We start from the raw sequence: 20007 nt of genomic DNA, 5'->3' as shown, positions 1-20007 counted from the left end.
CTAAAAAACGATATCAATGGATCCTTGTATGTGTAGTTCTTAATCCATTGTGTTGGGAATTAAAACAGGCTGTGACACTGATTCTGTCATTACGGCACCTTTTATTGAAAAGAGGGAACTTAATGTATCACATTTTAACAACAATACCTGTCTTCAATAACCCTTTTGAACAAATGACTTACCTCAATGAAGTCAGTCATTTAGAAAACATGCAAAATTTAGTACAGAAATACGAAATACAAACCGAAAGAGCATTCCCAGAAGATCATGAGTTGCATTTCTTTCATGTGAATCATGTGATTGAATGGTAGGAAAAAATATAAGGTCTAGAACCTTTCCATATCGCTCGCATGATGGAAGATGATAAGATACCGTTTGATCCAATTAATCGTATTGCTAGTTTGATTGTAACGAGTAGACCATCAAATTTATTAGTAATCTTTCAAATCGTTGAAGAAGAAGATCTAAATAAAATTAGAAATGATTTACTTAGATTTGTTCCTCGTGCAGACACAGTTTTTATTTCATAGGAAAACTTACTAGATGTGTATTATGAGGACCATGGAGAACGGCTGCACGGACTAACCAGAAGGTTGGAAATGAATAGGGAGGATGTACTAATTCTAAACATACCCAAATTCAATAGAGATTGTAGATGAATCTATACTTGAGGACATACACAGAGCAAAACCAGGTCTGGGAAAATATCGCATTGAAGTTCATCCATTCCCACCTTATGTAGATCGGGATCCACGAATTATTTTACTTTCAAAGCGAATATGGAGAATTCCATTTTATGCTGATCGAAAAGCAATCATTGTGCCTAATGACGATTACATAATTAGTAAAACAATTGAGAATCAATTTCCAGATTATGATAGTTATGATATTCAAATTGGTTCCCGCCCAATCAAAGCGTTCCCCTATACAACCATCCAAAAAATTAATCCGCGCGAAATAAATTACATTCGTTTTATGGACAAGAAACAATTAAATAATTGGCAAGAACCCATTAGGAAAGCAATTGGAAACTACATAATTTAACAAACGAAACATTACTATAGAGCGGGGCAATGCTCTGGTTGATAATTTTAGTGTCCGCACTAGGGAAGAAGAATCTGTTTAGTCACCCTTTGAATACCGACAGTAGGCACTTTAGCAGTTACCGTAGTGCAAATACGTAATCCCCGTGAGAAGTGCCTTCTCTGAGGCTCTTAGATTAAAGATATAACTAAAGCCCGCAATTAGCGGGCTAACAAGCTTTATGAAGAACAAAGTCAACGAACACCGGCGTTCGAAGCAGACCGTTATTAGTCCAGTTCCGGAATTTACCTTCGCCCGCATGCGAGTCTCAAGATACACGAAATTTTTGTCCTCTCCGATTACCAGCTGGTCGCACACACCACGAAAGGCTTTCTTATGGACTGGTGACACTCCGCTCTTTTCGTCGATGATCTCTACCGACCGCAGGCATCCGTTTGTTCCCATCACGGAAGCTAACCAACCAAACTTTCCTTTTCTGTACCCGCTGATAAAAACATCGACATACTGGTAGTTGATCACCTTAATCCAGTCTGAAGATCTCTTCCCGACATATACGCTGTCCTTCCGCTTGCAAACGATCCCTTCCAAGTTTTGCTGCTTTATAGCCTCAAAAAACGCAATGCCTTCCTTCTCAAGAAACTGAATCTTGTGAATCGCCGTTGAGTCTGGCAGCACTTCATTCAGCATCTCCTTACGCTGAAGCAGAGGTAGCCTACGTAGGTTCTGTCCGTTGAAGTGGAGAATATCGAAAACCATATATCTTACATTCAGCCGCTTTGCTGTAGAGGCGATTTTGTCAGTAACATTGATCTGCGACCTACTCCGAGTATAGCTACTTAACTTTCTCAGCATAAGGGAGGTGGGAACTCAAGGTCATCCCAGCGGAAGTGAAGGTCGTGGAGCATGTGCGCTATGTGTATGCTTGCCGCCATAGTGAGCAGGAAGCGATCTCTACGCCGAGCGTGACCGCCACGATGCCCGCGCCTGTCGTGCCAAGCAGTCTGGTGTCGCCGTCAATAATTGCGGATGTGATGAGCCAGAAGTATGTGGTCGATCGCCGCCGATCGATGGGCTTCCCCATCCGACCGAATCCCAGCACGCCGATTCGTGCTGACACCAATTGCTCCCCCTCTCCCGTTCGACGGACTGATCGAGCGTGCCGGTCACGTTTACGGAGACTGATCATAGAGCCGTCGGGGCGTGCCGGAAACACTGCTACGCCAGATGCGCTCTCCGCTCCCAATCAGTGCACCGGCCGAAGCGGTCAGGGTCGTAGCATCAACCGTCCGGTGCGGCGTACTTCCTTACGTCCGGTTCGAATGTCGCTCCATTGGACGAGTTCAGCTCCACGTATGTGGTTCCGCGATCATCGGTCAGCACGAGCATGCGCGAGCCGACGATGGGGACGCGGTCGGCGCTGGTGCGCATGTGCGCAGAGACGACACGCGGAGCACCGTCGACAATGTAGCCTACCTCAACAGTGAACATCGGGAGATCGAAGAGCCAGCTGTTCGCGAAGCTCACGACGGTCAGCGTCCCGGTGAATGACGAGCCCTCCACGCGGAGGCGCTCGATGTCCGCTTGACGCCGCCGGGCGTGGGCGATCGACCCGGGCAACCGCAGGAGCGCGATGGCGGCCCAAAGGGCGAAGCCGGCTCCGACGACGGCGCCGAGCTCTGGCGGGATCGTCGGCGACGTGGCGATGGCCTCGATGTCGAAGGGTCGCGACGGATCGCTTGTCAGCGTCCAGAGCAGGAGGACTCCCGCGTCTGCAACGAGTCCTCCTGAGACCGCGAGCGACGCGAACAGGCCGGCGACCCTGGTTTGTCCGAACTGCTCGACCGCTCGCGAGTACACTCCGCCGGTCGCACCGATCGCGACGAAAAAGAGTACCACGGCTACGCCCACCGTGACCGGATGACCGAGGAACATGCTGATCGTCGGTGTCGGCGCTAGGCCGAGAAGGGCACCGAACGGCACGGAGCCTGTCAGCGCCCACAGTGCAGCGGCTGCGAGCAGCCACGGTAGCAGTGGGGCCGCGCGTCCGATGCGACGTCCCGGCAGGAGCACAGTCATCCGTCCGCCCGTGTCCGTGGTGGAGAACAGCGGCAGCGTCTCGATGTGCTCCTGCTGCCCGTGCTTCTGCTGATCCCCCGCAGCATCCCTCATCGGCATGGCCCTCCCGAGGAAGATACGCGCACCTCGAACGGAGGAGGAGTACCCGAGGCACTGCCGGGTCGATCAATTATTGAATGAAGGAGTTGCTTCCCTTTCTGTTTTTCTTCCTCATTATTGAACGCTTCAATCTTATATATTTGATAAGGTAGTGGTAAATTTTTATAGGCGTTATCATATTCTAGATGCCGTACTAAAAAGTTCAACTTCTTATTATCTTTAATTGTCTGAATACTGTATTTGGGTACATCATTTGAAGATCTAGATATCAAGTATCCCATTTCCATTAATCTGTCAGATATTATTCGTTCGCATTGACGCTGATTATAGTTAGCCATACACCCCTTCACCTCCATAATTTTTGGAAATATCTTGCCTCATATTGAATTCTAAATGTTGGCCACTGTAAATGCTCCCGTGTGTCAGTTATCTAATAGGACACAACTGGTGCTACGTTAAGATAGTTGATTCAGATTTCTACCGTGATCTCGCTTGTTGTCCTTCATGAAAAACTCAAATGTTTTGTGCCTTTCATGAAGGGGAAATCAAGCCGCCGATCGTTTCATATTCATCTCTTTAAAGGGCTGTGGGAAAGGAACAATCCGATCCCCGGTCATTAAAGTCGTAAATCACTTAAGGTATATTCAAAGCAGGGATCACTGATGCGCAGTTTGAGTATAACGAGGTTATCAATAAGTTTCCCTTATAACTTCTGTTATTTTGCGGGTGGTGTCAGCGACGCTGGTACTACCCAAAATGCTCGCGGCTGGTAGTATGACCCGTTGCGATGATCTGCTGCCTATTGTTCCAATTACATCTCTGACAGGATCGCTAATGTATTCGGCAAAATAGATATGGGAGTTTAATGTAGATCGTAGTGTAATTCATTCCCAGAAGTAGAATTCGGGGAGAGTCAGAGCTGCGGATGGTGTCTATCAGAAAATAGAGCAGATACTTCTTAGCAGATGCGATAACTCAGTGTTTCGCATCCAGATAGGTAATCTCCATCCAGGATCCGGAACGTAACGAATGTCGTGTAACGGGAAGACTTTCTGCTGTAGCAAGCGGTGCATGGCCATCACACCCATACAAAAAAGTAATTGCTCTCATTGCAGTTTGGGGACTTACAGTATTGGGGATATTTCTCTTAGTACTAGTATTAGGATTTGCGATGCTTAGTGATAATCAATTAATACAGAATGTCGTAATAATATTTAATCAAATATCCTTGCTAATCGGCTTACTTTCTCTCCCCAGTGCATTTGTTGGGTTACTCGGAACGATTAATTCGGGAAAGAAAAAATATGTCGTTACAAATAGGTGCCCAAACTGTAAGCATTTAGTTGATCTAAGATTAACCGAGGGAAATTAGACATAACTGAACTTGTATTATTATAATACTGTAACTGTATCCAGTGGTGCCAATCCGCAGTCGGTTTCTGCATGACCCGCAACAAGAACCCGAGGTATCTATGAATCTCGATTATGAACAAGTTGTAAGAGTTGGCCCGAATGTTAAAATTGTGGCCATTTCAGATGATAAGATGGCTTCTGAAGAAGCTGTTTTAGCGCAAGAAGTAGCGATAAGGCCGCAGAGGCCGGAGTCGAGACATTGAAAGATTATAGAGGAAAAGGATATGCGATGCAGGTAACGTCCTCATGGGCCCAAGCGATAAGACGGTCTCAAAGGATTCCTTTATATAGTACATAATGGGATAATCATTCTTCGCTGTCCATTGCAAAACGCCTTCGTCTTCACCTTTATGGAACGGATATTTCGATATATTAAGGTTTACATCAAAATGAAAGGCCATTCCGGAAAGGATGGCCTTAAAACTTACCGTTACAGACAGCGTGGTGAAACGTATCACATGTTAAAGAAACGGGTACCTTAGTTGAATAACAGGCTGAAACAGCAGCGGCAGTCTAAGACTTTATTTTCAAGGTCTTAAACCACCGCTTTTTCTTTAAATGGACCAGTCTAAAACATTATTTTCATCAGACAGTGATTAATCAATTTTTATATTCTGTAGTTCATTTCGGACAAGACGTACCAACGTAGGACCATGTACCATCAGACACACATCGATACAAATTTCCATCTGCTTGACATACTGTTGCATTAGTACTAAATGTTTGACCATTGTAAATACAAATATTACCAGTTGAATTTTCAATATTTTCCATACGGACATCCATTTCTTCGTTGTTGTTAGGCAATCTCTGTCAACTCCTTCAGTGGGGGGGTGTGATGAGAATTTCTCCTCGCCTTTATTTTGTCAATAAGATCAATGATAATGTATCCGCTCTAATTAAATTTTATGGAAACACTTGACCTCTGACGATCTCTGATAGCGTATTAAGTCTTGGCAATAAGCACTGTATTGGCAAAATACTACTTGGTATGACTAAAACGGAAGTAGATAAGTGTCTGCAATATTACACGGAAAAATACGAAATAACATATGAGAAAAATCCACTCTGTTATCATACGAAGGGCGCTATTCAATCCTGTTTTCAATTTGAATATGACTCAGATGGCAAGGTCAACTTCATTCAAATATCATCTGCTCTAAAAGAAGTACTAAACTGCGTATTTGATAATTTGGATGTATTTAATACAAATGCCGAGGAACTGGTAGAAAAAATAGATAAGATATCGAACTATGACCGCAATCTCCGTGAGCTTGGTTGGACTTATAATTATCAAGGATTAGGACTTTCTTTTTGGAGACCAAACATACTTAAGGAATCTGACATGCAAGAAGATTGGTTCAAGGAATTAGAATCATCTATTCAAGAGGATGAAAAAAGAAATTTATACTTGAATGTGTAAGTATCCAGTGTATTAAGTAGAATACACTGTCTGTTTTGGTCAGTTGGCGAAGAAGCACATTAATAAAACAAAACCGTGTTTCTGACTGTAACTAATCAGAAAGTAATAGCGTAAGGTGGCAGCCAAGGACTTGTAATAATGATCTACACTGTTGCTAAAATTTTCTATAAATACTCAAGAGGAATGGATCTTTCCAAAAATATCTATGTGCTTAAATGATCGTGTATTATAGCTCGATTTCAAAAGAGGAGGAATCAGAAAAGTGAAGTTCTATCGCTATGTGTTAAGTATCCCACCCTTGGATTGGGAGTGTTGCTTTCTTAGCCTTGAGGAGTATAAGCAGAGCTTTGCGAATAAGTATAATCAGAATATAGAGTATTACAAGCAAGTTATCGGGGATTGTAAACAGCATCTCGTTGATGTCGACAACCTTGCTGCTGTGACTTATAAAGATCTGTGTGCAAGCGTTCATTCTGCTGAGCTGCGCTGTCCAGCCATGATTTTCTCTATACCGAGTGGCGATCATCGAGGTTCAGCTTTGTTTTGTATCATGTACAAGCTTGAAGACGACGGGGATACGTTTATTTACTCTCCTGTTCCACTTGTTCATCTAGAGCAAGATCAAGCAGGTGAAATAGAGCTTTAATTGGTTGAATTCAGATTTGGCTTGGATGCTAATCAACTGTGTGCCGATAGTTGTTTAAAACATCTTTGTTTTCGCTGGAGAGAAATAGGAAAGCGATTTTGAGTTTGCAGACACAAAGGTGACATGGAACACATCTCAAATAAAGAAGGGGGCGTCCCAATATTTACTTTGAACAGCGTGGCTTGTCGGTTATCGCGATAGTTGAAAAAATGAAAAAATCACCTCTCTCAAAACTCTGGGTAAAGTCTATTATCTTTGAACTTAGAGAGGTGATTTCTACTTATCATCATAAGGAGGGATACAGGTGGAGACATTAATCATCGAACCAGGGCAGGGGATAGGTCTAATTAGACTCGGTATGAATAAAGAACAAGTTGAAAAGGCCATACAAGAATATGAATCCAGATATCATAATAGTAATTTTGTCGATAACTACTTTGTAGGTGCTTTTCATGTCGAATATAATCTATCTGGAAAAGCAAACTTTATCGAAATTCCTTGGACTCTCAAGAATGTCTTTACCTGTACTTGCACTCATATTGACGTTTTTATATGAAAGCCGAAGACCTTATCAAAAAACTAGATGATATCTCACCTTATGATAGGGAACACCCAGAGCTTGGGTACACTTATACTTTTCCGGAGTGGGGATTATCATTTTGGAGATCAACCGATTTTACAGAGGACAACGTTCATACGGATTGGTTTAAGAACTTGTCACTAGATGACCAAGAAGTCGAATTGCAGCATTTGTATTTTGAATCAGTAAGTGTGTGGGAATTATCGTATTTAGACACGAATAGAAATTAGATTTTGAGAGGACTTTGTCGGAAGATCGAAGCCGAGTTTGACTTGCAAGTTCGTGTTCAGACCTTTATTGGCCATAATATACTTGTCCTTGCCCAAAAGCGGCCGTCTCATTGCCTTACTTCATCTCAGTCGCCACAAAGAATGAGATCGGGATGCACGTCGAACACCTTTTCTACCGAGAGTGGGGTGCAATGGCTTCAATACCTCCAGAAATTCAGGACGTGGCAGCTCTTTAGCTGCTATGGCACTCATGCTTGCAGCAAAAGAGAAAGGGTATGGATCTTGCCCGATGATTGGATTTGACCCACATCTCGTTCGACAAGAATTCAACATTCCCGAGCACTTGATTCCTGTCATGATGATTACGATTGGTACGGATCTGGACCCCGAGATGCCGCGTAAAATCCGTTTCGCCGTTGAAGAAGTCACTACTTATAACGGTTTTTAAAAATACGAAAGATGCCTCTGGTGAGCTTGCTTGCAACAGGTCACCGGAGGCATTTTTCTGTACACCTTGAATCCGGAGCCGTTTCATGAAAGCTAAAGAATCCAACAAGATCATTGGCTCTCGTAACAGTAAAGGTAGAATTCCACGCTTTTGTGGATCTAATGAATTCTGCTAAATCGTCTTGGTCGGCTTCCATATCGTAAAACGCATACTCACCGTCCTAGTGCCAATGATAGGCGATTAAGGATTCTGAGAGTAACAAGCACTTATGATATTCAAAACAAAGAAATCACTTTATGGTGACTTATTATTGATCAAAAATCAGAAGGTACTTGTTTTCTATCAAAGAATAATAGTATCAATGGCTACCAACCAGACGAACTATGATGAAGGAGAGGATCGGATGGAAAAGTTGATCGAGGAGTACAGCCAAGACTATGAGCTGCTGCGAGAAGCCGTTGAAGGATTGTCTGAGGAGGAGCTGCGTTTCCAACCTGCACCGGACAAATGGAGCATCCACCAGATTCTTATTCATGTAACAGATTCCGAGATCTTAGCGACACATCGGCTGAGAAAAGTCTTGGCGGAGGAAGCACCGCTTCTACTATCTTTTGATCAGGAAGCCTGGTCGGATAACCTGGAATACGAACGGTTGGACCGCGAGCAGCATATGCTCCTGTTCCAAATGCTACGGGTCAGCATGCTGCCACTTCTGAAAAATCTGACTCCCGAGCAACTTGTACGGGTCGGGCAATATCCCGATGGAGCGAGGTACACGTTCAAAGAGCTGCTGGAATTGCGCGTCCAGCATGTCCGTAACCACCTCGCCCAGATTGAGCGGGTAAAGCAGGCATTTTCGGAGGATAGGGTATAACCCTATACGGGTTTAACGATGAAAAGCTGTAGCACCTGCTAAGCAATGATTGTACAATTATCAAGAGAATCTTACATGCTAAATAATCGAGGAGGTTCTGAAAATGACGGAGCAATATGTATTCCGTTAAGTCCGTGGTCCCCCTTAATATCTCTATTCTCACCTTGTAAAAATAGAGGAGGGCGAATATGGATATTTTCATTAGAGAACTGAGGGCTGAGGACGATGAGTGTGGTTCAAACATTGATGGGAGCTTTATCGTAGACTCTACCCTTGTCTTGCAACTAATGGGACAGCGAATCGGATATACGGTGAAGGAGAGACCTGTTAGGAATAAAAGCTACGATGATGAACAGCTTGAAGAAGATACTGTTGAGGATTATTCGAACTATATCGGTAATCCGCATCAAATCATTTATTTAGCGCTCGTAAATAATCAAGTTGTCGGTCAAATTGTTTTGAAAAGAAATTGGAACAAATTTGCCTATGTGGAAGATATCAAAGTTGATAAGCAATATAGAGGATACGGTCTCGGTAAAAAACTAATCGAACAGGCTAAACGTTGGACGAAGGATGGCGGTATGACGGGAATCATGCTAGAGACACAAAGTAATAATGTCCGCGCATGTAAATTCTACGAAAGTTGCGGCTTTGTCATCGGAGGTTTCGATTCCTACGTCTACAGAGGTCTAGATAAAGATAGTGATGAGATAGCCATTTATTGGTATCTCATGATTGATTAATCAGTGATTGATCCTCAGCATATGTCTTAAGAAGCCGAAATAATGGCAGCTTCTTTAAGACATTCCCCACGTTTAGGAATACATGTAGATCGTCATGATCAACAGCACTTTTCAATTATCGGAACGATTGTTCAATGAAGCAGCGGGGAATGCGGCTGGATTCCAAATGAATGTCTCAATACAGAACAATAAAGAGAAGGGGCCTTCCAACTGTGGAGGCCCCTTTTTACAGACTGCCATACACCAAAATGAAGCGTTAACTACATTTTCTAAGAAGTGTTGAAGTGATTCCTTTCAAGAGATATACTATTCTCAAAATTAAAACAAATCCGAATGATAAAGGAGCTTCAGGTATGGCACAACTCGTAAAAGAACGGATTCGGAAGCAGTATGGAAAGCTGACAGCAAGTCAAAAAATCATCTGTAAGATCGCGATAGAAAAGCCAAGCTTACTTGCGATCCATACCGCCAAAAAAATTGCGGAGTTTACGAATACCAGTGAAGCGACCGTCATTCGCTTTTGTTACGCATTGGGTTACTCCGGTTACACAGAGCTTCAGGAAGAAATCAAAAAGTCTCTTTTGATAGGAGACCAAAGGAAGGGGCCGATCGAGAAATATCGAGACACCGAGGTTACGCTCGATCTGAGCAATTATGCACATCAAGTGATGGAGAGTGATATTGCGTATCTCCAACAAGGCTTACAGCAAATTGACTACATGTTGCTCCAAGAGGTGGTCAAAAGCATCGTGCAGGCAAACCGAATCGTAGTGGTAGGATTTCGTTGGTGCCATATTCCTGCAAAATGGCTGTTTTCGGCGTTGAATGCTATCAAAGGAAACACACATCTATATACGGGAGCAGTTGATAACGCCGATTATTTTCTCACCGAACGAGATCAAGAATGGCTGGTCATTGCGATATCATTTCCTCGTCATCCGAGCGAGACGGTTGCAATGGTCCATTCAGCAAAAGAGCTGGGAGCGAAGATTTTGGCGATTACGGAAGGCGAGTTTTCCCCCATCAGCCAAGTCGCGGATCATCTTCTTAAAATCACCACACCCCAACCCGTTGCCACTAGCGGGATGCCCACATTATTCTCCATGCTAAATGTCTTGATCAAAGGCGTTATGCTCCACGACGCGGAAAATGTCCAGAAACGATTGCAGCATTATGATGAAATCAGCTCAAAGCTATACTCGTTTGTCGGAGAGGATGAGGAAGACTTCTCGATCTTTTGAAAGCAGAAAAAATGAGAAAAGGGAAAGGGGAATCATGCCAATGACCAAGCCGATTTGGTTCACAGCGACTGGCGACAGCTTCATTACACGGAATCTGCCATACAGGGACCAAGCTTTTGAAGAGATATCCAGCTTGCTGCACCGTGCGGACGTACGCCTTGCGAATCTGGAGACGACCGTACACGATAATGAGGGCTATCCCAGCGCGCAAAGCGGAGGCACGTGGGCGATGTCACCACCTTCCGTTTTGCAAGTCATGAAAGATTATGGCTTTAACATGATTGGCTGGGCAAATAACCATACGCTCGATTATTTGTATGGGGGACTAGAAGCAACCGAACGATATCTCAATGAGTATGGCTTCGTCCATGCTGGCGCAGGCAAAAATCTCGCAGAAGCAGGCGCTCCGCGTTATCTCGAATGCGAAGGGGCCAGAGTGGCCTTGATCGCTGCGACGTCGACTTTTCATCCATGGTGGGCGGCCGGAGATCAGCGTTCGGATAGCATTGGCAGACCAGGGATCAATCCGATGCGCTATGTCATGACACACCACATTACGGAAGAAAAGCTCGCTGATTTGCAAGCCATTGCGGAGTCGACGGACATTAACGCCTTCAACAAGCTTCTAATCGAGGAAGGCTTCATGAACGATCCGGGCAAGGAGACCTTTCTCTTCGGAAATGCACGTTTCATGGTAAGCGACGAAGAGGGGACGACTACCCAACCGCATCCTCGCGATCTGAACAGAATCGTCAAGACGATTGAGGAGGCAAACAGGCGGGCTGATTACGTCATCGTGAGTATTCACGCACATGAGATGAAGGGGGAAGCGAAGGAGGTTGCAGCTGATTTCTTGCCTGTTTTTGCAAAAGCTTGCATCGATGCAGGTGCTCACGCAGTGGTGGGACACGGACCACATTTATTGCGAGGCATTGAAATCTACAACAATCGGCCGATCTTTTACAGCTTGGGAGATTTTATTTTTCAGACAGAAGCTGTTACGAGTCAGCCCGCTGATTTCTATGAGCACTATGGTTTAGACCACACCCATAATGTGGCAGATGCGTTGGAAGCGATGAGTGCCAACTACACACGCGGACTCTGTGTGCACAAAGAGGTGTGGGAGTCGGTTATTCCCTTGTGGAAAATGCAAGATGGTGAGCTGCTCGAATTGGAGCTGCATCCGATTGAATTAGGCTTTGATTTGCCTGTACATCGTATGGGGTGGCCAAAATTAAGCGGGGATACCTCGATACTGGAGGGGCTCAAGAATTTGAGTGAACCATATGGCACAGTGATTGAGATCATGGATGGAATTGGGCGCGTGAGGCTTTCAAAATAGCGGGGGAACAATGGCAGTCTATTTCCTAGACAAATGGAGTGATTCACATGATGGCCAGAATCACAATGGTTATGTTGTTTGTGCTCTACATGATCAATTATGCGGATAAAACGATTGCGGGATATTCTGCCGTGCCGATTATGGCTGAATTTTCGTTGAACGAGAAGGAATGGGGACTTGTTGGAAGCAGTTTCTTCTGGCTTTTCTCCATTGCCGGGATTGTAGGCGCGGCATTGTCGGACCGCATCGGGACGAAAAAAATGCTGGCGATCATGGCGCTGTCCTGGACAGTCATTCAATTTGGCGCTTATGCGATCGCGGGTTTGCCGATGCTTGTCGTTGCGCGGGTGTTGCTTGGTATAGGCGAAGGGCCATTTTGGGCTACGGTTGTCAGCCATTTGAACAAATGGTTTCCCGAAGAAAAGCGTGGACTGGTTTATTCAACGGTGAACTTCGGTGCATTCGTCGGTGCAGTTGCTTCCGCACCGATGATTGTCGCGCTAATTGATAGTTATGGATGGCGATTTTCCTGGGCGTTTATGGGCGCACTCAGTTTGATATGGCTCTTGGTCTGGCTATGGATTGGAAAAGAAAAACCACTTGTCAGCGTCACTCCTGCAAAAGTCGAGGCTCCTACCTTGCCAAAAGCGAAATGGTCAGATATATCCGGTGTCTTGCTCTCATCCACGTTTCTTTTCTGCTTTTTAATCTATTTCGCCCAAATATGGGGGACGACTTTCGCATCCGTTTGGGAGCCTGTCTATCTCGTCAAGGTTTTCCATTTTACGAATCAGGAAATGGCCTATGCGATTGCTGGCACGGGACTTTTAGCCGGACTGATGACCATACTGATTTCATCGATAGGTGATCGCTTCTATAAAAAACATCGCAGCTATCGCAAATCATATGTTATGGTTGGCGGTGTTTCGATTATTTTAGGGGGACTGTGCTTTTACGGTGTTACCCTTGTTCAATCTACAGTATTTGTCCTGATCTTCCTGTGCCTAGGAAAAGGATTTGCTTTTTCTGTAGGAACAGCTGCCTCTGTTATTGTCAGCAGCTTGTTGCCGGAACGCACGGGGCTTTTGGTAGGCGTGTTGTCCAGCCTGGTTACATTGGCAGGGATCATCTCGCCGCTGGTAACGGGCTCTATCGTTCAATCAGCCGGAGATATTGGCACTGGTTTTGGCAACGCCATGATCGTCAACGGGTTGCTCTTTATCATTTGCGGCGTGCTTTTCCTGCTCTTTGTGAAGCGCAATGAACAAGTCAGTCAATCAGCACCGCCAATCTCCCATGTTTCCTAAAAGTAATACTTTATAGGCTTGGTTCTAAATGTTAAAATTTTCTGAAAAGGGGGTAGATGTGTGATGTATCATTTGAATGAAAGCCTCATGCAGAGCGCGAAACAGTTTCCGGATCGCCCAGCCTACGTCTTTATGGGAGAAACGACTACGTATGCGGAATTCAATCAGCAGGTCGAACATCTCGCAGCAGGACTTGCCCAACACGGAATTGGAAAAGGGGATGCTGTCGCCCTGCTCATGGATAATCGGCCGCATTTTGTTAGCGCTTACTATGCGATACTCCGCGTAGGAGCAGTCGTTGTTCCCATGAATCCCATCTATACGGCGCGCGAAATTAGCTTCATTCTATCGAACAGTAAAGCAAAGGCAGCCATTGCCTTATCCGCGTTGCAGCCGGTACTAACCCCGATGAAGGACCAAATAGAAAATTTGCAGCTTCTCATCTACACGGAATCCATTGAAAATGAAATAACGATCGATCAGCTTGTACAGGAAGGGCAAGAGTCAGCGGCAGGGTACGTGGAGCCGGAACGAAACGAAGATGACCTCGCTGTAATCCTGTACACATCAGGTACGACTGGCCAGCCAAAAGGAGCGATGCTCTCCCACCGCAATATGGCTTCGAATGCGGAAGCGATGGGAATATTGTTCGAGCTGGTGCCCGAAGATCGTATGGTCGCGGTACTTCCGATGTTCCATGTCTTCTGCATGACGGTGTGCATGAATGGCCCGATTCGCACGGGAGCGGCCATTATTATCGTGCCGAAATTTCATCCGGTAGACGCCCTCCAAACGATTCGGGAGCAAAAAGCCACATGTTTCGCAGGTGTTCCGACCATGTACAACTATCTGCTACAGCTGCCGACTGCGACAAAAGAAGACTTCTCCTCCATCCGGATATACTGCTCGGGAGGTGCATCCATGCCTGTTGAGCTCCTGCACAGGTTCGAAGCGAAATATGATGCCAAGGTACTGGAGGGCTACGGTTTGTCAGAGGCAGCTCCAGCTACAACCTTTAATCCATTGCACGGGACCAGAAAGCCAGGATCGGTTGGGGTCGATATCCCGCTTGTGAAAAACAAGGTCGTCGATCCCGAGGGAAACGAAGTCGCACGTGGAGAAGTGGGAGAGCTGGTGGTACATGGTCCCAACGTTATGATAGGGTACCTCGGGTTGCCAGATGATACGGCCGCGGCGCTCCGAGATGGTTGGCTGTATACAGGAGACATGGCTCGTATGGATGAAGAAGGATATGTGTACATCGTTGACCGCAAAAAAGACATGATTCTCGTTGACGGCTATAATGTGTACCCGCGTGAGGTAGAAGAAGTTCTTTACCAGCATCCTGCGATAATCGAGGCGGCTGTGATCGGGATTCCTGACGAGGTGCATGGCGAAGCAGTCAAGGCATTTGTGGCATTGAAGGAAGTTGCGGTTTCCCAAGAGGATATCATGGCATTTTGTCGTGACAAGCTGGCGAAATACAAAGTTCCTCGTCAGGTAGAATTCGTAGCAGAGCTTCCCAAAAACAGTACGGGGAAAATCTTACGTCGATCGTTGCGCACTTCTTAAACAATCGCATGATTAAATGAAAAGTGCCAGCTCACAATGATCCTTTTGTTGTAAGCTGGTTTTTTCGTGTAAGGAAGCTGTACAATTTTCAGCTTGCTATGTGCATTACGGGATGTGGAGGTGTAGGATTGCTACGTTTAATTCATGCAACAGAGGATTATGAATACGATCAAGCACGTGAACTTTTCTTGATTGACGATGTGTCATTACGCTAACGGGCAGTTTAGTTTCATGATCAAAAATAATAAGTAGGAGATAATATCGTAACTCCGAATTGAATTTCGTAGAATAAAAGGTAACATGACATATCCGAAAACCAAATTTCACATTTTACTATACTGTGACAAGATGTTAATTATTTGGAAGTAATTAGTAATCCTTGATGGAATCAGGTAATAAATTTGTACACATAAGGAGATAAAACTATGGCAAAAAACAAATTACTAAGAATGGACAATGTTGGCATCGTTGTAGAATCCCTTGATGACGCAATCTCTTTCTTCGAGGAGATTGGCTTGAAGCTCGAAGGGCGAGCTACTGTCGAAGGTGAATGGGCTGGTCGCGTAACCGGGCTGGGTTCACAGTGTGTAGAGATTGCTATGATGGTTACCCCAGATGGCCACAGCCGACTTGAACTTTCGCGATTTCTCACCCCACCTACTATATCAGATCACCGAACTGCTCCTGTAAATGCCCTCGGTTATCTACGCGTCATGTTCACCGTTGAAGACATTGACGAAATGGTATCCAGACTCACTAAGTATGGTGCTCAGCTCGTTGGCGAAGTGGTTCAGTACGAGGACTCGTATCGGCTCTGCTACATTCGTGGAACTGAAGGACTTCTAATCGGTTTGGCGGAACAACTCCGTAATAAATAAGTGACGTTTAAAAGAAGACTTAACTGAAATATACATTACAAGAGTAAAATAGAAACAGAAAAGCAGTGTGAAAGTATCTCAGAGAAGTCGGGTGCATCATATAAACACCGCATTCACGCTCCGGGTCTGGGCGACCCTCGGTCCCGGAAACAAGGTGCCGGGACACATCCGCACTGACTAACCGCATCGCGGCCGGCAGCAAGCTGCCTTAACTCGGTGGGACTCAAATTAAAGGGACTCAACTAACGCGTTTCGATAGCTTAATAAATAACTAAAACGCGGCAGCCGGTATAGATCGGCAGCCGATCTGCGCTAACGGGCAGATTAGTAGGATGGAAGACGTTAGCGGTATAGATCCAGTGTGTTCATATCTAAAATTATATTTCATTTGATAATCACCTCTTTTTTTAGATTTCAACAACAGATCAAATAGGAGCTGTCAGAAAAAGAGGTTCGCCGAAGTCTATAGTATGAAAACTATTATTTTTAGAAAGAGGGAAAAATACATGTTATCTTACATCGGAAATGGTGCGTACTGCTACGCAAACACTCATCCATGCTTTTGGAGACGATTGGAAAGTAAGCTGTTCGGGGAAGTGGTTAAAAATTGAACGTAAGATTTGCCGTGGTTGAGGATATTAAACAACTTGAGTCATTTTTTTCAAAACATATCACTCGCGAGAATAAGGCAGTGTACAATGAGGAGTTTCTTTGCCCATTAGGACTTCGAGCGGCCGTAAAAAGAAGATCTGTTGTTGTTATGAATATAGAAGACATCATTATCGCAGCAGCAAGAATCTACCTAAAGAAAAACGGCACAATCTCTCTTTATCAGTTTGCCGTAGAGGAACAGTATCGTCATAAGAACCTCATGAGATATCTACTATCACAAATTGGTTACCCAATCTTCTCCGCATGCCCGTCAAATCTTGAGTTCAATAATTATTATATGGACTCGAAATGGTCGTTTGTTGAGACGAAAAAGGGAATGAATATTTGGAAGCTTGAACCAGACTTACTTTCTGAGTCGACCTTTCCAAATTGATCGTTGAAGTAACGGGTATCACTAGTTCTACAAATTCAAAATACGGATTAATCCCTCCCCAACATAGTGAAGCTAAAAGAAATTAGCCTCGGGAGGGGGGTTGTTTTATGAAAATGACTGATATCTGGACGTTGTATGAGGCCGATAAATGTATTCTGGGTTTTAGTCCGTACACTTTGAAACTCGAAGTTTTTAATTGAAGAAGATGTGATTAATCTTAAGATAACCTGTGATTCCCCACGCGAGCGCGCATTCTTGGAGTTTTTATATTGTACTGGTTGTCGCGTAGGGGAAGTGCACAGGTTAGATATCGAAATATATACTGGGAGAGCTACTCCGCGATTGTGCATGGTAAAGGCTCTAAGCAACGAGAAGTGTATTTTACAACCGAATGTAAGGTCTGGTTAAAGAGAAGATACCTCGATCGTCGAGAGGATTCTTGCAAAGCCCTTTTTGTGACGGAATCACTTCCTGTGCGGCGAATGGCCATACCTACAATACGTTATGCTGTTAAGATGCTTGCAGCCCGTGGAGAGGTTACAGTTAACGTTTATCCTCATCGCTTTCGTCATACGTATGCTTGTCACTTACTTGATAATGGTGCCCCGTTAGATTTTATTCAAGGAATGCTGGGTCACGAGAAGGCATCAACAACACAGATCTACTCTCAGTTACGCGGGGAACGTCGACGGGAGTTGTATAGGCGGTACTTTTAGGGTAAAGTCTTCTGCTGAACTAAAGGGCAGGATAGTTCAATAACGACATTTGTTCGACCTTTCCCGATTACTCACACACACTAGTTTGTGAAAAATCTCTTTTTCTAGGATTCTCCGGTTGCACGTTGATCGGCTGCTTCCGTACGAATCTGTGCGGTGACAGGTATTTTAGTCTCTTTCTGTATTAAGCCAAACATATTCGTCTGACTGTAAACTGTACCAATAATAACAAAGAGTGCGCCGATATAATGAAAGCTGGTTATTGTTTCACCAAGAAAAATGGCAGATAACATATATCCGAAAATAGGTGTTAGAAATAAAAAATTATTTGCTCTGACAGGGTCTTCTTTCAATAAGGAGAACCAAAGCAACATCGCAATAATTGAAACAACAATCACCTGCCAGAAAAGCCCAAATCCAAAGTAGAAATCGAGATGAAAGTAGTAGTCAGGTTCTAATAAAAACGAAAGCGGCATAGCCATTGCACTACCTAAAATAATCTGCCAGGTGTTTACTACAATTCCGGGCAATCTCATTTGTATTTTACTAAAGTAAATGCTTCCGATCCCCATTGAAAAAACACCAATTCCCAATGTAATGAAACCGAATAACGTTCCATTAATATCGTTTATATAGGGATATAGGGCAATTCCTAGGCCTAACGCAGAGAGACACATTCCCACTAACTCATTTCTTTTGATGGTTCTGTTTAAAAATATGGAGGAAAGAAAAGCAACAATAAACGGATTGAAAGTGAGTAATAAATTAAAAATGCTTGAATCTACATGGTCAAGGGATAAGAAACAGCATCCCACATAAATAGTCGAATTAAGTAGTCCTAGAATAATTAGATTTCCCCATTCTTTCCCTTTTGGAAAAGGATACTTTTTGTTAGCGATATACACGATAGCAAATAGAATAATCCCTGCGAAAAACAATCTTGTTGAAGCGAAAAGTAGTGGACTTGAAGAGACTAAACCTATTTTTGTAGCAATTGCCGCAGTAGCCCAAATAAACGCATAAAGGATTCCGGTAGTTGTTCTCAATGTAATCACAACCTTTAGAATAAGTCTTACACAGAGTATATGAGCTTGAAATCAATTAATAAAATTGATATTTTGAATAAAAATCATCATCTTTTTAGATGGATGTGAGGGGGAGCGAATCTTTGTGGAAATTCGGCATTTGGTTACCTTTATTGCGATCGTTGAATTAGGCGGGTTCACCAAAGCGGCAATTCATCTTGGATATGCTCAATCAACCATTACTTCTCATATAAAGGCTTTGGAAACGGAACTAGGCCGCCCTTTATTTGATCGAATAGGAAAACAGGTAATTTTAACGGAAGTTGGAAAAAAACTGATGCCTCATGCCAAAAAGATGTTGGAAATTTATGACGGAATTAAAGAGGTAACTTCGATGGAAGGTGAAATTTCAGGTAATATCACCATTACGATTGCAGAATACCTATTACTCTATCGTTTTCCACCAATTTTTGAAGAATTTAAACGAAAATACCCTCATGTAAGTATAGAATGGCACCACGTCGATCCTTTAACATTTCGGGAAGAACTTTCAAATGGAAGTACAGATCTTGTCTTTATGTTAGGTAAACAAGTGAATAATTCGAACATTTATTGTGAAACGATAGTAGAAGAGCAAATGATGTTTTTATATCCCAACGATTTCAATATCAACAATCAATTGGATTTGAAAAAGAGCAGTTTGCTTGTTACAAATAAAGGTTGCAGTTATCGTACTCTTCTGGAACAGTTTGTAGAAAAATCCAACATAGGAATTCAAAGCAGCATTGAGTTCTGGAGTATCGAGTCAGTAAAACAATCAATTATTAGTGGCCTAGGAGTCTCTATATTGCCACGGATAACTGTGGAGAAAGAGTTACGTGATCATAAGTTAATAGGCGAAACGTATGAAGAAACGCTTTTTACATTTATGTTGTATCCCAGAAACAAGTGGCTATCGCCGGCAGTAACAGAGTTTATTCATATCGTTAGAAAAAACGCGCAATTTTGGTAATATGGAGTTTGTCAAGAAACGATATAAAAAATGTATATGGGAAAAATCAGAAAAATATAGGGCACTGCAGGATCGTACAATGTTGGAAAAATACCTAGAAGAGCGAGCGATTGCGTCCTAACGGGTTTCGTAAGTTCAATTGGGCAGTCTCCAACTTTATTATTCGAATGTAACTTATGCAACAATACAATACGACATCGAGTCTAAAACTATTTATAAATATCTTAGCGATTAAAATGACGGGGATTCCTTGATAGATAAGGAGTGCCGGTCTAATACTTTATTATCACTAA

General features: G+C 43.7%; 18 protein-coding genes and 1 pseudogene. 16 read left to right on the top strand and 3 right to left on the bottom strand.

Features of this window, described 5'->3' with window-relative positions; translation table 11 throughout:
• The first annotated feature begins 122 nt into the window (after nucleotides 1-122).
• Complete coding sequence (locus ACFVS2_RS05395) at nucleotides 123-311, top strand: hypothetical protein (RefSeq protein WP_390231889.1); 189 nt, start codon at nucleotides 123-125, stop codon at nucleotides 309-311.
• A gap of 844 nt (nucleotides 312-1155) precedes the next feature.
• On the opposite strand, the gene ACFVS2_RS05390 is transcribed toward ACFVS2_RS05395, so the two are convergent.
• A complete protein-coding gene (locus ACFVS2_RS05390) occupies nucleotides 1156-1896 on the bottom strand; it encodes an ATP-dependent DNA ligase (RefSeq protein WP_390231886.1) in 741 nt (246 codons plus the stop codon).
• A 5-nt stretch (nucleotides 1897-1901) separates the two neighbouring features.
• Here ACFVS2_RS05390 and ACFVS2_RS05385 point away from each other — a divergent pair.
• Nucleotides 1902-2093, top strand: a pseudogene (locus ACFVS2_RS05385) (IS66 family transposase zinc-finger binding domain-containing protein); the annotation flags it as partial.
• Between the two features lie 229 nt (nucleotides 2094-2322).
• Here the strand turns inward: ACFVS2_RS05385 and ACFVS2_RS05380 are convergent.
• Nucleotides 2323-3213 (bottom strand): hypothetical protein, encoded by an 891-nt coding sequence (locus ACFVS2_RS05380; protein ID WP_390231883.1) that lies wholly within the window; start codon nucleotides 3211-3213, stop codon nucleotides 2323-2325.
• A gap of 2410 nt (nucleotides 3214-5623) precedes the next feature.
• On the opposite strand from ACFVS2_RS05380, the gene ACFVS2_RS05375 reads away from it, so the two are divergent.
• The 13 genes from ACFVS2_RS05375 to ACFVS2_RS05315 all read left to right on the top strand — a co-directional run bounded on the left by ACFVS2_RS05375 (nucleotide 5624) and on the right by ACFVS2_RS05315 (nucleotide 17677).
• Nucleotides 5624-6055, top strand: coding sequence for a hypothetical protein (locus tag ACFVS2_RS05375; RefSeq protein ID WP_390231880.1), 432 nt, complete (start codon nucleotides 5624-5626; stop codon nucleotides 6053-6055).
• Between the two features lie 262 nt (nucleotides 6056-6317).
• Nucleotides 6318-6701, top strand: a complete 384-nt coding sequence (locus tag ACFVS2_RS05370) for a hypothetical protein (protein ID WP_390231876.1) — start codon at nucleotides 6318-6320, stop codon at nucleotides 6699-6701.
• A 304-nt stretch (nucleotides 6702-7005) separates the two neighbouring features.
• Nucleotides 7006-7257 (top strand): hypothetical protein, encoded by a 252-nt coding sequence (locus tag ACFVS2_RS05365; protein ID WP_390231873.1) that lies wholly within the window; start codon nucleotides 7006-7008, stop codon nucleotides 7255-7257.
• A gap of 495 nt (nucleotides 7258-7752) precedes the next feature.
• A complete protein-coding gene (locus tag ACFVS2_RS05360) occupies nucleotides 7753-7959 on the top strand; it encodes a nitroreductase family protein (RefSeq protein WP_390231870.1) in 207 nt (68 codons plus the stop codon).
• A 403-nt stretch (nucleotides 7960-8362) separates the two neighbouring features.
• Nucleotides 8363-8833 (top strand): DinB family protein, encoded by a 471-nt coding sequence (locus ACFVS2_RS05355; RefSeq protein WP_390231867.1) that lies wholly within the window; start codon nucleotides 8363-8365, stop codon nucleotides 8831-8833.
• Nucleotides 8834-9021: 188 nt separating this feature from the next.
• On the top strand, nucleotides 9022-9576 hold the full coding sequence (locus ACFVS2_RS05350) for a GNAT family N-acetyltransferase (protein WP_390231864.1): 555 nt from the start codon (nucleotides 9022-9024) through the stop codon (nucleotides 9574-9576).
• 353 nt (nucleotides 9577-9929) lie between these two features.
• On the top strand, nucleotides 9930-10817 hold the full coding sequence (locus ACFVS2_RS05345) for a MurR/RpiR family transcriptional regulator (protein WP_173619436.1): 888 nt from the start codon (nucleotides 9930-9932) through the stop codon (nucleotides 10815-10817).
• A 40-nt stretch (nucleotides 10818-10857) separates the two neighbouring features.
• Nucleotides 10858-12159 (top strand): CapA family protein, encoded by a 1302-nt coding sequence (locus ACFVS2_RS05340; RefSeq protein WP_390231860.1) that lies wholly within the window; start codon nucleotides 10858-10860, stop codon nucleotides 12157-12159.
• Nucleotides 12160-12206: 47 nt separating this feature from the next.
• Nucleotides 12207-13466: an MFS transporter gene (locus tag ACFVS2_RS05335; RefSeq protein WP_390231857.1), complete on the top strand. Its 1260-nt coding sequence runs from the start codon at nucleotides 12207-12209 to the stop codon at nucleotides 13464-13466.
• Between the two features lie 63 nt (nucleotides 13467-13529).
• Nucleotides 13530-15038, top strand: coding sequence for a fatty acid--CoA ligase family protein (locus ACFVS2_RS05330; protein WP_390232423.1), 1509 nt, complete (start codon nucleotides 13530-13532; stop codon nucleotides 15036-15038).
• Between the two features lie 425 nt (nucleotides 15039-15463).
• Nucleotides 15464-15916, top strand: a complete 453-nt coding sequence (locus tag ACFVS2_RS05325) for a VOC family protein (RefSeq protein WP_390231854.1) — start codon at nucleotides 15464-15466, stop codon at nucleotides 15914-15916.
• 607 nt (nucleotides 15917-16523) lie between these two features.
• Nucleotides 16524-16961 (top strand): N-acetyltransferase, encoded by a 438-nt coding sequence (locus ACFVS2_RS05320; RefSeq protein WP_173619432.1) that lies wholly within the window; start codon nucleotides 16524-16526, stop codon nucleotides 16959-16961.
• A 344-nt stretch (nucleotides 16962-17305) separates the two neighbouring features.
• Nucleotides 17306-17677: a tyrosine-type recombinase/integrase gene (locus ACFVS2_RS05315; RefSeq protein ID WP_390231850.1), complete on the top strand. Its 372-nt coding sequence runs from the start codon at nucleotides 17306-17308 to the stop codon at nucleotides 17675-17677.
• A gap of 104 nt (nucleotides 17678-17781) precedes the next feature.
• Here the strand turns inward: ACFVS2_RS05315 and ACFVS2_RS05310 are convergent, their stop codons facing one another.
• Nucleotides 17782-18732, bottom strand: coding sequence for a DMT family transporter (locus ACFVS2_RS05310; RefSeq protein ID WP_390231847.1), 951 nt, complete (start codon nucleotides 18730-18732; stop codon nucleotides 17782-17784).
• Nucleotides 18733-18847: 115 nt separating this feature from the next.
• Between ACFVS2_RS05310 and ACFVS2_RS05305 the strand changes: the two genes are divergently transcribed.
• Nucleotides 18848-19714 carry a LysR family transcriptional regulator gene (locus ACFVS2_RS05305; RefSeq protein ID WP_390231844.1) on the top strand — a complete coding sequence of 289 codons (867 nt, stop codon included), beginning with the start codon at nucleotides 18848-18850 and terminating at the stop codon, nucleotides 19712-19714.
• Nucleotides 19715-20007: the final 293 nt, after the last annotated feature.

It is taken from the genome of Brevibacillus sp. NPDC058079 (assembly GCF_042885155.1).
Taxonomy (GTDB): domain Bacteria; phylum Bacillota; class Bacilli; order Brevibacillales; family Brevibacillaceae; genus Brevibacillus.
Note: the sequence above shows the minus strand (reverse complement) of the source record. Positions and strands in the feature narration are given on the sequence as shown.

Excerpts from the sequence above, each read along its gene's own strand:
- ACFVS2_RS05395 (WP_390231889.1), top strand. The coding sequence starts at position 123 with ATGTATCACATTTTAACAACAATACCTGTCTTCAATAACCCTTTTGAA.
- ACFVS2_RS05390 (WP_390231886.1), bottom strand. The coding sequence starts at position 1,896 with ATGCTGAGAAAGTTAAGTAGCTATACTCGGAGTAGGTCGCAGATCAAT.
- ACFVS2_RS05380 (WP_390231883.1), bottom strand. The coding sequence starts at position 3,213 with ATGAGGGATGCTGCGGGGGATCAGCAGAAGCACGGGCAGCAGGAGCAC.
- ACFVS2_RS05375 (WP_390231880.1), top strand. The coding sequence starts at position 5,624 with ATGACTAAAACGGAAGTAGATAAGTGTCTGCAATATTACACGGAAAAA.
- ACFVS2_RS05360 (WP_390231870.1), top strand. The coding sequence starts at position 7,753 with ATGGCACTCATGCTTGCAGCAAAAGAGAAAGGGTATGGATCTTGCCCG.
- ACFVS2_RS05355 (WP_390231867.1), top strand. The coding sequence starts at position 8,363 with ATGGAAAAGTTGATCGAGGAGTACAGCCAAGACTATGAGCTGCTGCGA.
- ACFVS2_RS05350 (WP_390231864.1), top strand. The coding sequence starts at position 9,022 with ATGGATATTTTCATTAGAGAACTGAGGGCTGAGGACGATGAGTGTGGT.
- ACFVS2_RS05345 (WP_173619436.1), top strand. The coding sequence starts at position 9,930 with ATGGCACAACTCGTAAAAGAACGGATTCGGAAGCAGTATGGAAAGCTG.
- ACFVS2_RS05340 (WP_390231860.1), top strand. The coding sequence starts at position 10,858 with ATGACCAAGCCGATTTGGTTCACAGCGACTGGCGACAGCTTCATTACA.
- ACFVS2_RS05335 (WP_390231857.1), top strand. The coding sequence starts at position 12,207 with ATGATGGCCAGAATCACAATGGTTATGTTGTTTGTGCTCTACATGATC.
- ACFVS2_RS05330 (WP_390232423.1), top strand. The coding sequence starts at position 13,530 with ATGTATCATTTGAATGAAAGCCTCATGCAGAGCGCGAAACAGTTTCCG.
- ACFVS2_RS05325 (WP_390231854.1), top strand. The coding sequence starts at position 15,464 with ATGGCAAAAAACAAATTACTAAGAATGGACAATGTTGGCATCGTTGTA.